Origin of the sequence: Pseudomonas sp. GM60 (genome assembly GCF_000282415.1) — a bacterium.
Classification (GTDB): Bacteria; Pseudomonadota; Gammaproteobacteria; order Pseudomonadales; family Pseudomonadaceae; genus Aquipseudomonas; species Aquipseudomonas migulae.
In genome coordinates, this window is record NZ_AKJI01000173.1 from 15,617 (window position 1) to 27,443 (window position 11,827).

An 11,827-nucleotide genomic window follows, 5' to 3' on the forward strand; every position below is an offset into this window, starting at 1 on the left:
CCGGCGATCACGGCCTAAACTGCGCTATCAGACTGACAGGAGTGTGCATGATGAGCCGTATCGAAACCGACAGCCTTGGCCAGGTGGAAGTGCCGGATGAGGCCTACTGGGGCGCTCAGACGCAACGCTCGCTGATTAACTTCGCCATCGGCAACGAGCGCATGCCGCTGGCGGTGCTGCATGGGCTGGCGCTGATCAAGAAAGCCGCGGCGCGGGTCAATGACCGCAACGGCGACCTGCCCGCCGACATCGCCCGGCTGATCGAACAGGCCGCCGACGAAGTGCTCGACGGCAAACACGACGACCAGTTCCCGCTGGTGGTCTGGCAGACCGGCAGCGGCACCCAGAGCAACATGAACGTCAACGAAGTGATCGCCGGGCGCGCCAACGAACTGGCCGGCAACCCGCGCGGCGGCAAGGTGCCGGTGCACCCCAACGATCACGTCAACCGCTCGCAGAGCTCCAACGACTGCTTCCCCACCGCGATGCACATCGCCGCCGCGCAGGCGGTGCAGAACCATTTGCTGCCGGCGATCAGCGAACTGTCGGGCGGTCTGGCCGAGCTGTCCGCGCGACACATGAAGCTGGTGAAGACCGGCCGCACCCACATGATGGATGCGACGCCAATCACCTTCGGCCAGGAACTCTCGGCGTACATCGCGCAACTGGATTACGCCGAACGGGCGATCCGCAGCGCCCTGCCCGATGTGTGTGAACTGGCCCAGGGCGGCACCGCCGTCGGCACCGGGCTGAATTCGCCGCACGGTTTTGGCGAAGCGATTGCCTCCGAGCTGGCTGCGCTCTCCGGCCTGCCGTTTGTCACCGCACCGAACAAATTCGCCGCACTGGCGGGCCATGAGCCGCTGACCACGCTGTCCGGCGCGCTGAAAACCCTCGCCGTGACCCTGATGAAAATCGCCAACGACCTGCGCTTGCTGGGTTCCGGGCCACGTGCCGGTTTCGCCGAAGTAAAATTGCCGGCCAACGAACCCGGCAGTTCGATCATGCCCGGCAAGGTCAACCCGACTCAGTGCGAAGCCCTGTCGATGCTCGCATGCCAGGTGTTGGGCAACGACGTGGCCATCGGCTTCGCCGCGAGTCAGGGGCATCTGCAACTGAACGTGTTCAAACCGGTGATCATCCACAACCTGCTGCAATCGATCCGTTTGCTCGGCGATGGCTGCAGCAACTTCCAGCAGCATTGCATCGCCGGCCTGGAACCGGATGCCGAGAAAATGGCTGAGCATCTGGAGCGTGGGCTGATGCTGGTGACGGCGCTGAACCCGCATATCGGTTACGACAAGTCGGCGGAAATTGCCAAGAAGGCCTATGCGGAAGGGCTGACGTTGCGGGAGGCGGCGTTGCAGTTGGGGTATCTGACCGATGAACAGTTTGATGCGTGGGTGCGGCCGGAGAATATGCTGGAGGCTGGGGCCAAGGGCTGAGTATTGCGGTGACTGTTAGTCAGTCTTCGCGGGCAAGCCTCGCTCCTACAGGGGATGTGTCGATCACAAAATCTGCGAACGACACATCCCCTGTAGGAGCGAGGCTTGCCCGCGAAGAACGATAACGCGGTCTAACTGGCCGCCATCCGAACCTTCCGCGCCTTGAGCCCCGCAATCAACGAAGGCCCCAACGCCACCAGCGCCGACCCCAGCACCACCAGCACCGCCCCGCCATACCCCAGGCCATTGATCGTTTCGGCATGCACATACTCCGGCCACAACCAGGCCGCCATGGCCACCGCCGCGAACGTCACCAACGGCGTGATCGCCAGCGTCGCACTCACCCGCGAGGCTTCCCAGTGCGCCAGCGCTTCGGCAAATGCGCCATACGCAATCAGGGTGTTCATGCAGCAGGCCAGCAACAGCCAGCCTTGCAGCGGATTCAGTTGCAGCGCTTCCAGCGGGTGCACCCACGGGGTCAGCAACAACCCGCAGAACAGGTAAATCACCATCATCACCTGCAACGAATTCCACACCGTCAGCAACTGCTTCTGCCCCAGGGCATAGAACGTCCAGACCGTGGACGCCAACAACACCAGCAGCACACCCGCCGTGTAGTCGCTCAGCGAGGTGAACAACTCAACCAGACGCTGGTTGAAAAACAGTCCGAAACCAATCAGCAACACCAGCAGGCCAATCCCCTGCCCCACGCTGAAGCGCTCCTTGAACACAAACAGGCTGGCGATCAGCAACATGATCGGGCCCATCTGCACCACCAATTGCGCCGTGCCAGGGCTGAGCAGGTTCAAGCCCATCAAGTACAGGATGTAGTTGCCCACCAGACCGAGCACCGCCATCACCACCAGCCAGCCACCGCGCGGGCCGAGCACTTTGCGGCTCGGCAGGCGTCGAGTCGCTGCCAGATAAATGAACAGGCAGCCGCCGGACACCATCAGGCGAAACCAGGTCACCGTGACCGGGTCCATCACCAGCAGCACTTGCTTGAGCTTGATCGGCAGGATTCCCCACAAAAATGCAGTCAACAAGGCCAGGAACAGACCATAAACCCAGCGCCCCGATGAAATGTGCATGCGTACCTCAAAGCCAGATGGCAAGAGCCGTCATTCTAGGCTCAGCGGTGCCTGGTACACAGGGACAGTTGGCTGCCGGACGCAAATGAAACTGTGCGGGTCGCAGCAATAAATTGGCGATGTACCGCTGATCGGCTGGCCAGGCCTTGCAAGTGGTTCATGCATAAGCTCATTGGATCCGCCAACAGCAGCCCCCTTCAGGAGACCGCCATGTACGGCATGCGCGCCCAGGACAACGCCCCCGCCATGCACTTTCGCAGTGACCGGATGTGTCGGGTGAATGGAGAGTTGTATTTCAGTACCCGGGAAAACACCCTGGAGGGGCCGTTTGAAAACCCGGAGGCGGCTGCGCGGGAGATTGAGGCTTACATCGCGCGGATGCAGCTTTTGAGCGCCTGTCGATAGACCGAGGCGCTACCTTCGCGAGCAAGCCCGCTCCCACAATTTGACCGCATTCCTATGGGAGAACTCGGTCAAGTGTGGGAGCGGGCTTGCTCGCGAAAGCTATCTGACAATCAGTACATATTTTAAGACTTACCGCACCGCTTCAAACAACCCGGTCGCGCCCATCCCGCCACCCACGCACATGGTGACGATGCCGTAGCGCAAATTACGTCGCTGCAACTCCCGTACAAGATGCCCGACCTGACGCGACCCGGTCATGCCGAACGGGTGACCGATGGAAATCGAGCCGCCATTGACGTTGTACTTCTCGTTATCGATCCCCAGCCGGTTGCGGCTGTACAGGCATTGCGAGGCGAACGCTTCGTTGAGTTCCCACAGGTCAATGTCGGCCACCTGCAAACCCTTGGCCTTGAGCAGCTTCGGCACCGAAAACACCGGGCCGATGCCCATTTCATCAGGCTCGCAGCCCGCCACGGTGAAACCACGGAAGAACGCCTTCGGCTTCAACCCCAGTTCCAGCGCTTTTTCCAGGCTCATCACCAGGGTCATGGACGCACCGTCGGACAGCTGCGACGAGTTGCCCGCCGTCACCGAACCGTCTTCGGCAAACACCGGTTTCAACCCGGCCAGACTTTCCAGGGTCGTGTCCGGACGGTTGCAGTCGTCGCGGTCAACGACGCCATCGAGGATCTGCACCTGCCCGGTGGCCTTGTCTTCAACGCGATACTTCACCGCCATTGGCACGATTTCGTCGTCGAACAGCCCGGAGGCCTGCGCCTGGGCAGTGCGCTGCTGACTTTGCAGGGCGTACAGGTCCTGTTCTTCGCGGCTGACGTTGTAACGACGCGCAACGATTTCGGCGGTCTGGCCCATGGGGAAGTAGATGCCCGGCACCTGTTCTTTCAGCAGCGGGTTGATCAGGTTGTCGGTGTTGACGCTTTTCATGGTCAGGCTGATGGATTCGACACCACCGGCGACGATGATGTCGCTGCAGCCCGAAGCGATCTGGTTGGCAGCGATGGCAATCGCCTGCAAGCCCGATGAGCAGAAACGGTTGAGGGTCATGCCGGCGGTGCCGGTGCCCAGGCGCGACAGCACCGCGACGTTGCGACCGATGTTGTAGCCTTGGGCGCCTTCGTTGGAGCCGGCGCCGACGATGCAATCCTCGACGCTGGCCGGGTCGATGCCCGAGCGCGCCAGCAGTGCATTGACGCAGTGGGCCGCCATGTCGTCCGGACGGGTCTGGTTGAACTTGCCGCGAAAGGACTTGGCCAGGCCGGTCCGCACGCTGTCGACGATCACCACTTCACGCATGGCATACCTCATTATTGTTGTCGGTTGAGAGTGGATCGAGCATAAGTCCAGCCGTGACCGGTCGCGACAATCATTCACCCCGCGTATGCGTCACCATCGGTTCAAGTCTTGGGCTTTTTCAGTTTCTTTTCATGCTTGTCGGACTTTTCGAACGCCGCTTCCAGCGCCTGGTTGAGCGTGCGCAAAACCTTGACCCGGGCCCAGCGCTTGTCGTTGGCTTCCACCAGCGTCCAGGGGGAAATTTCGGTGCTGGTACGGTCGACCATGTCGCCGACCGCGGCGCGATAGGCCTCCCACTTATCCCGGTTGCGCCAGTCATCTTCGGTGATTTTGAAGCGCTTGAAGGGGATCTGTTCGCGCTCTTCGAAGCGCTCCAGTTGTGTCTGTTTGTCGATGGCCAGCCAGAACTTGACCACGATCACTCCGGCATCGGCGATCTGCTCTTCGAAGTCGTTGATCTCACCGTAGGCGCGCAGCCAGTCGGCCGGGCTGCAAAAGCCTTCGATACGCTCCACCAGCACCCGGCCATACCAGGAACGGTCGAACACGGTGAATTTGGCCCGTGCCGGAATATGTCGCCAGAATCGCCACAGGTACGGATGCGCCCGCTCTTCTTCGGTGGGCGCAGCAATCGGCACGATGCTGTATTGCCGAGGATCGAGCGCGGCGGCCACCCGGCGGATCGCCCCGCCCTTGCCGGCCGCGTCGTTGCCTTCGAACACGGCGATCAAGGCGTGGCGGCGCATGCGTTTGTCGCGCATCAACCCGGAAAAACGCGCCTGCTCGGTGATCAGTTGCTCTTCGTAGTCTTCCTTTTCCAGGTGTTGATTCAGGTCGAGGCTGTCGAGCAGGTTCACCAGATCGACACTGCTGGCCAATGGCGCGGCGCTGACTTTATCCGGGTGAATCTTCGGCCTTTTCAAGGCGCCTTGCAGGCCTTCAAGCAGAATCTTGCCGACCGCCAGGCTCCGATAGCGCGGGTCCATCCCGGCGATCACGTGCCATGGCGCATAGTCGCGGCTGGTGCGGCGCAGAATGCGTTCACCATACTTGACGAACTTGTCGTAAGTCTCCGATTGCTGCCAGTCCAGCGGGCTGATGCGCCAGCTGTGCAGCGGGTCGTCGGCCAGGGCCTTGAGGCGGTCCTTCATTTGCTTCTTGGAAAGGTGGAACCAGAACTTGAAGATCAGCGCGCCTTCGTCGCACAACATCTTTTCCAGGCGTTCGGCACCGTTGATGCTCTGATCGAACCGGGGTTCCTTGATCACGCCATGAACCCGGGCCTGCAACATCTGGCTGTACCAGTTACCAAAGAAGATGCCCATGCGGCCCTTGGCCGGAAGCATCCGCCAGTAGCGCCAGGCCGGTGGTCGCGCCAGTTCTTCGTCGGTCTGCTGATCGAACGTGCGGACCTCGATCAGGCGCGGGTCCATCCACTCGTTGAGCAGCTTTACGGTCTCGCCCTTGCCGGCGCCTTCGATGCCGTTGATCAAAATGATCACCGGAAAGCGTTTTTGCTGCTGAAGTTCGAACTGTGCTTCGAGCAGTGCCTCACGCAGCGCCGGCACTTCGGCTTCATAGGTTTCTTTGTCGATGACGTGACCGATTTCAGCAGATTCGAACATGGGGCGGCTCCTTCCAGGATTGAACAAGACTAGCGGATTGACCTCTCCTGCGTGGGAGAAATCCCATTTTCACTGCCTGGCCCGATCCGGACGTTGCCATGGATCAAGCAGCGACTCGGCGATCGGCTAGAATGGTCGCCTTGCCGTTGCCGAGCCTGCCATGAAACCTGTACTGCCCCACGCCCAGCTCGACTGGGACGACCAAGGTCTCCCGCGCTCGCGGGTGTTCGATGATGTGTATTTTTCCAACCTGTCCGGGCTGGACGAAACCCGTTACGTCTTCCTCGAACAGAACGCGTTGCGTGAGCGTTTCGCGGCATTGCCGGTGGGCGGGAAACTGGTGATTGGCGAGACTGGTTTTGGTACCGGGTTGAATTTCCTGTGCGCCTGGCAGTTGTTTGAGCAGCACGCGGTGGCCGGTGCGCGGTTGCATTTTGTCAGTGTCGAAAAGTACCCGCTGAGCCTGCCCGATCTGCAGCGGGCGCTGGCCTTGTGGCCGGAGCTCAAGCCGTTTGCCGATCAACTGTTGGCGCAATACGTGGCAATCCATCAAGGTTTTCAGCGCCTGATCCTGGACCACGGACGCATCACCCTGACGCTGCTGATCGGCGATGTGCTGGAACAGTTGCCACAGCTGGACGCGCAGATCGATGCCTGGTTTCTCGACGGTTTCGCCCCGGCGAAAAACCCCGACATGTGGACCGCCGAACTGTTTGTCGAGCTGGCCCGACTCTCGGCACCCGGCTCGACGATCAGCACCTTCACCAGCACCGGTTGGGTGCGCCGTCTGTTGAATGCCGCAGGCTTCAAGATGAAACGCACGCCCGGCATCGGCCACAAATGGGAAATCCTGCGCGGGGTGTTTCTCGGTTGGCCGGAGGAAGTCACGAAGCCCGTCATGGTAAAACCGTGGTTTGCGCGTCCGGCCCCCCTGACCGGCGAACGTCGTGCCCTGGTGATCGGCGCCGGCCTCGCCGGTTGCGCGACAGCCGCCAGCCTCGCGGCGCGGGGTTGGCAAGTCAGTCTGCTGGAGCGTCACGGGGCACTGGCGCAGGAAGCCTCGGGCAATCCTCAAGGGGTTTTGTACCTCAAGCTTTCCGCCCATGGCACCGCATTGTCGCAATTGATCGTCAGCGGGTTCGGCCACACCCGCCGCTTGCTTGAGCAGTTGCATCGAGGTCTCGACTGGGACGACTGCGGCGTGCTGCAACTGGCCTTCAATGCCAAGGAAGCGGAGCGTCAGGCGCAATTGGCCGCAGCGTTTCCCGAGGACTTGCTGCACACGCTCGATCAAGCGCAGGCCGAAATCCGCGCCGGCATCGCACTGCAATCGGGTGGCCTGTTCTACCCCGAAGGCGGCTGGGTGCACCCGCCCGCCCTGTGCCAATGGCAAGCGGCGCACCCGAACATACAGATCCTGACGCATCACGATGTGCTGGAGTTGCGCCGAGCGCACGGACACTGGCAAGCCCTGGATGGCGAAACCGTGCTGGCCGAGGCCCCGGTGGTGGTACTGGCCGGGGCTGCCGAGATCAAGCGTTTCAGTTACAGCAGCGAGCTGCCGCTCAAACGCATTCGTGGACAAATCACTCGCCTGCCACAGACCTCTGAAAGCGAGGCACTGGGCACCGTCGTCTGCGCCGAAGGTTATGTCGCGCCAGCTCGTTTGGGTGAACACACCCTGGGCGCCAGTTTCGATTTCAACTCCGATGACCTGACCCCGACCGCTGCCGAACATGCAGGCAATCTGCAAATGCTCGAAGAAATCTCGGTAGATCTGGTCGCTCGGCTCGGCGCAAATGCATTGCAACCTGATGCACTTGAAGGCCGCGCAGCGTTTCGCTGCACCAGCCCGGATTATTTGCCGATTGTCGGCCCACTGGCCGACAGTCAGGCGTTCGCCGACGCCTACAGCGCCTTGAGCAAGGATGCCCGGCAAACCCCGGACATCCCTTGCCCATGGCTGGACGGCTTGTATGTCAACAGCGGCCACGGCTCCCGAGGTTTGATCACCGCACCGTTGTCAGGCGAGTTGCTCGCCGCGTGGCTGGATGACGAACCGCTGCCATTACCAAGAGCCGTGGCCGAGGCGTGTCATCCGAACCGCTTCGCCTTGCGCCGATTGATTCGAGGCAAATGAGGCACCTGGTTGCCGGGCATACAAGGTTTTGTACTTAAAGCCTTGGCACGCACCCAGCACCTTTATTACTTATCGATCTAAAACTCCCACGATCCCACCAGGTCAGTTTCTGAGTACCCGCCCTTTGGGCGCGGTATCGATTGACCCTCCCCAACGGAAAAACCGGTAAGGAATTTATGTGCGGATTAGCTGGCGAGTTACGCTTTGATCATCAACCTGCAGACCTTGCAGCCATTGAACGAATCACTCATCACCTGGCGCCTCGCGGCCCTGACGCGTGGGGCTTTCACAGCCAGGGGCCGATTGCCCTTGGCCATCGTCGCCTGAAAATCATGGACCTGTCGGACGGCTCGGTGCAGCCGATGGTCGACCATCAACTGGGCCTGTCCCTGGCCTTCAACGGCGCGATCTACAACTTCCCCGAACTGCGTACCGAACTTGAATCCCTCGGTTACGCCTTCTATTCCGGCGGCGACACCGAAGTGCTGCTCAAGGGCTACCACGCCTGGGGCGAAGCGCTGTTGCCCAAGCTCAACGGCATGTTTGCCTTCGCTATCTGGGAGCGTGACGCCAAGCGCCTGTTCATCGCCCGTGACCGTCTCGGCGTGAAGCCGCTGTACCTGTCGCGCACCGGCCAGCGCCTGCGCTTTGCCTCGGCATTGCCCGCGTTGCTCAAGGGCGGCGACATCAACCCGATCCTCGATCCAGTGGCGCTCAATCATTACCTGAACTTCCACGCGGTGGTCCCGGCGCCACGCACCTTGCTGGCCGGCATCGAAAAGCTGCCGCCCGCCACCTGGATGCGCATCGAAGCAGACGGCACAACCGAGCAGAAAACCTGGTGGACCCTGCCCTACGGCCCACACGAGGATGAGAAGAATCTGACCCTCGAAGACTGGCGCGACCGCGTACTCGACAGCACCCGTGATGCGGTGGCGATTCGTCAACGGGCAGCGGTGGACGTCGGCGTGCTGCTGTCCGGCGGCGTCGATTCGAGCATGCTCGTCGGGCTGTTGCGGGAGGTCGGCGTGGAAAACCTGTCGACCTTCTCCATCGGTTTCCAGGATGCCGGTGGCGAGCGCGGTGACGAGTTCCAGTATTCGGATCTGATCGCCAGGCATTACGGCACCCAACATCATCAACTGCGCATCGACGAAAAAGAGATCATCGAGCAACTGCCCGCCGCCTTCCGCGCGATGAGCGAGCCGATGGTCAGTCATGACTGCATCGCTTTCTATCTGTTGTCCCGCGAAGTGACCAAGCATTGCAAAGTGGTGCAAAGCGGCCAGGGGGCGGACGAGTTGTTCGCCGGTTATCACTGGTATCCGCAGGTCGATGGCGCGGCCGATCCGTACGCGGCGTACCGCGATGCGTTCTTCGACCGCAGCTACGAGGATTACGCCGCCACCGTACAGCCGAAATGGCTGACCGCGAATGACGCCGCCGGCGACTTCGTGAAGGAACATTTCGCACAGCCCGGTGCCGATGCGGCGGTGGACAAAGCCTTGCGTCTGGACAGCACGGTGATGCTGGTGGATGACCCGGTCAAACGCGTCGACAACATGACCATGGCCTGGGGTCTGGAAGCGCGCACGCCGTTTCTCGACTATCGCCTGGTGGAATTGTCAGCCCGGGTGCCGGGCAAATTCAAACTGCCGGACGGCGGCAAACAAGTGCTGAAAGAAGCGGCACGACTGGTGATTCCGAGCGAAGTCATCGACCGTAAAAAGGGTTACTTCCCGGTGCCGGGTCTCAAGCATTTGCAGGGCGACACGCTGAACTGGGTGCGCGAATTGCTGCTGGACCCGAGCCAGGATCGTGGCCTGTTCAACCCGGCGATGCTCGACCGTTTGCTGACCGATCCACAAGGCCAGTTGACCCCGTTGCGCGGCTCCAAGCTGTGGCAATTGGCAGCGCTGAACCTGTGGCTCAGTGAACAAGGAATCTGATCGATGAAACCTCACGCCACGGCGTACAGCCAACGCTTGTTGCGCGGTCAGGCGCCCTCCTACGAACGCTTGCAGGCGCGTCTGGCTGAAGACGGCAGTGAACTCGGTACCGCGCCGATTGCCGTGCATTGCGGCTGGGGCCGGTTATTGATCGGCCATACGTTCCCCGACCCGGCGAGCCTCGCCCAAGAGTTGCTCAATGAGCAACCGGGCGAACGGGACATCGCCCTCTATGTCGCCGCGCCCCAGCAAGTGCTGGGGCTGGAGCCAGCCCAGTTGTTTCTCGATCCGTCGGACACCTTGCGCTTGTGGTTCAGCGATTACCGGCAGGCGACCCGTGTGTTTCGCGGCTTTCGCATTCGTCGTGCGCAAGGCGATGCCGACTGGCAGGCGATCAATCAGTTGTATCTGGCGCGTGGCATGTTGCCGATCGACGCGCGTCTGCTGACCCCGCGTCATCTGGGCGGCCCGGTGTACTGGCTGGCCGAGGACGAGGACAGCGGCGCGGTCATCGGCAGTGTCATGGGCCTCAATCATCACAAGGCGTTCAACGATCCGGAAAACGGCAGCAGCCTCTGGTGCCTGGCAGTCGATCCGCACTGTTCGCGGCCCGGCGTCGGTGAAGTGCTGGTACGGCATTTGATCGAACACTTCATGAGCCGTGGCTTGAGTTACCTGGACCTGTCCGTGCTGCACGACAATCGCCAGGCGAAAAGTCTTTATGCCAAGCTCGGTTTTCGCAACCTGTCGACCTTTGCAATCAAGCGCAAGAATGGCATTAACCAACCGTTGTTTCTCGGCCCCGGTCCTGAAGCCGAGTTCAACCCCTACGCGCGGATCATCGTCGAGGAAGCCCATCGTCGCGGCATTGATGTGCAGGTCGATGATGCCGAGGCCGGGATGTTTACCCTCAGCCACGGCGGACGGCGGGTACGTTGCCGCGAGTCGCTGAGTGACCTGACCAGCGCCATCAGCATGAGCCTGTGCCAGGACAAAAGCCTGACGCACAAAGTGTTGAAGGCGGCCGGTCTGAATCTGCCGAGCCAGCAACTGGCCAGCAACGCCGATGACAACCTGGCGTTTCTCGACGAGCACGAGCGGGTGGTGGTCAAGCCGCTGGATGGCGAACAGGGTCAAGGGGTGGCGGTGGATTTGCGGACCATCGAAGACGTCCAGCAAGCCATCGAATCAGCCCGTCAGTTCGACAGTCGCGTGCTGCTGGAAAGCTTTCACGAAGGCCTCGACCTGCGGATTCTGGTGATCGGGTTTGAGGTGGTGGCGGCAGCGATTCGCCGACCGGCCGAAGTGGTGGGCGACGGGCAGCATTCCATCGGTGCGCTGATTGACGCTCAGAGTCGGCGTCGGCAAGCGGCTACCAGCGGTGAAAGCAAAATCCCGCTGGACCACGAGACCGAACGCACGTTGCAGGCAGCGGGTTACGACTACAGCAGCATTCTGCCGGCGGGTGAACATTTGTTCGTACGGCGTACGGCGAATCTTCATACCGGCGGTGTGCTTGAAGATGTCACGGCGATCCTGCATCCCACACTGGTGGAGGCCGCCGTGCGCGCGGCGCGGGCGCTGGATATCCCGATGGTCGGGCTCGACCTGATGGTGCCGGCGGCGGATCAGGCGCAATACGTGTTTATCGAAGCCAATGAACGCGCCGGCCTGGCCAACCATGAGCCGCAGCCGACGGCCGAGCGGTTTGTGGATCTGTTGTTTCCGCATAGTCAGCCGGCTGTCTCTTAGTGATGTGGTGCCTGAACCGGCCCCTTCGCGGGCAAGCCTCGCTCCTACAGGAATGGGTGCTTTTGTAGGAGCGAGGCTTGCCCGCGAAGACGGCCTCACAGACACC

Annotated in this window: 8 protein-coding genes; 5 read left to right on the forward strand and 3 right to left on the reverse strand. The window is 61.4% G+C overall.

Going from position 1 to position 11,827, the window contains the following annotated elements:
- The first annotated feature begins 50 nt into the window (after nt 1-50).
- Nucleotides 51-1,445: a class II fumarate hydratase gene (locus PMI32_RS00385; RefSeq protein ID WP_032829261.1), complete on the forward strand. Its 1,395-nt coding sequence runs from the start codon at nt 51-53 to the stop codon at nt 1,443-1,445.
- 131 nt (nt 1,446-1,576) lie between these two features.
- Here the strand turns inward: PMI32_RS00385 and PMI32_RS00380 are convergent, their stop codons facing one another.
- A complete protein-coding gene (locus PMI32_RS00380) occupies nt 1,577-2,536 on the reverse strand; it encodes a DMT family transporter (RefSeq protein WP_008035685.1) in 960 nt (319 codons plus the stop codon).
- Between the two features lie 210 nt (nt 2,537-2,746).
- Between PMI32_RS00380 and PMI32_RS00375 the strand changes: the two genes are divergently transcribed.
- Nucleotides 2,747-2,941 carry a DUF6316 family protein gene (locus PMI32_RS00375; RefSeq protein ID WP_008035686.1) on the forward strand — a complete coding sequence of 65 codons (195 nt, stop codon included), beginning with the start codon at nt 2,747-2,749 and terminating at the stop codon, nt 2,939-2,941.
- 129 nt (nt 2,942-3,070) lie between these two features.
- Here PMI32_RS00375 and PMI32_RS00370 read toward each other — a convergent pair whose 3' ends face one another.
- Together PMI32_RS00370 and pap are read right to left on the reverse strand one after the other, a co-directional pair.
- Complete coding sequence (locus tag PMI32_RS00370) at nt 3,071-4,255, reverse strand: thiolase family protein (protein WP_008035688.1); 1,185 nt, start codon at nt 4,253-4,255, stop codon at nt 3,071-3,073.
- A gap of 101 nt (nt 4,256-4,356) precedes the next feature.
- Nucleotides 4,357-5,880, reverse strand: coding sequence for a polyphosphate:AMP phosphotransferase (pap, locus tag PMI32_RS00365; RefSeq protein WP_008035689.1), 1,524 nt, complete (start codon nt 5,878-5,880; stop codon nt 4,357-4,359).
- A 160-nt stretch (nt 5,881-6,040) separates the two neighbouring features.
- On the opposite strand from pap, the gene mnmC reads away from it, so the two are divergent.
- The 3 genes from mnmC to ngg all read left to right on the forward strand — a co-directional run bounded on the left by mnmC (nt 6,041) and on the right by ngg (nt 11,721).
- A complete protein-coding gene (mnmC, locus tag PMI32_RS00360) occupies nt 6,041-8,020 on the forward strand; it encodes a bifunctional tRNA (5-methylaminomethyl-2-thiouridine)(34)-methyltransferase MnmC2/FAD-dependent 5-carboxymethylaminomethyl-2-thiouridine(34) oxidoreductase MnmC1 (RefSeq protein WP_008035690.1) in 1,980 nt (659 codons plus the stop codon).
- A 176-nt stretch (nt 8,021-8,196) separates the two neighbouring features.
- A complete protein-coding gene (locus PMI32_RS00355; RefSeq protein WP_008035691.1) occupies nt 8,197-9,969 on the forward strand; it encodes an N-acetylglutaminylglutamine amidotransferase in 1,773 nt (590 codons plus the stop codon).
- 3 nt (nt 9,970-9,972) lie between these two features.
- On the forward strand, nt 9,973-11,721 hold the full coding sequence (gene ngg, locus PMI32_RS00350; protein WP_008035692.1) for an N-acetylglutaminylglutamine synthetase: 1,749 nt from the start codon (nt 9,973-9,975) through the stop codon (nt 11,719-11,721).
- The last annotated feature ends 106 nt before the right edge of the window (nt 11,722-11,827 follow it).

What these genes read in the sequence shown, in the direction of transcription:
- PMI32_RS00385 (WP_032829261.1), top strand. Translation starts at nt 51, where the DNA reads ATGAGCCGTATCGAAACCGACAGCCTTGGCCAGGTGGAAGTGCCGGAT.
- PMI32_RS00380 (WP_008035685.1), bottom strand. Translation starts at nt 2,536, where the DNA reads ATGCACATTTCATCGGGGCGCTGGGTTTATGGTCTGTTCCTGGCCTTG.
- PMI32_RS00375 (WP_008035686.1), top strand. Translation starts at nt 2,747, where the DNA reads ATGTACGGCATGCGCGCCCAGGACAACGCCCCCGCCATGCACTTTCGC.
- PMI32_RS00370 (WP_008035688.1), bottom strand. Translation starts at nt 4,255, where the DNA reads ATGCGTGAAGTGGTGATCGTCGACAGCGTGCGGACCGGCCTGGCCAAG.
- pap (WP_008035689.1), bottom strand. Translation starts at nt 5,880, where the DNA reads ATGTTCGAATCTGCTGAAATCGGTCACGTCATCGACAAAGAAACCTAT.
- mnmC (WP_008035690.1), top strand. Translation starts at nt 6,041, where the DNA reads ATGAAACCTGTACTGCCCCACGCCCAGCTCGACTGGGACGACCAAGGT.
- PMI32_RS00355 (WP_008035691.1), top strand. Translation starts at nt 8,197, where the DNA reads ATGTGCGGATTAGCTGGCGAGTTACGCTTTGATCATCAACCTGCAGAC.
- ngg (WP_008035692.1), top strand. Translation starts at nt 9,973, where the DNA reads ATGAAACCTCACGCCACGGCGTACAGCCAACGCTTGTTGCGCGGTCAG.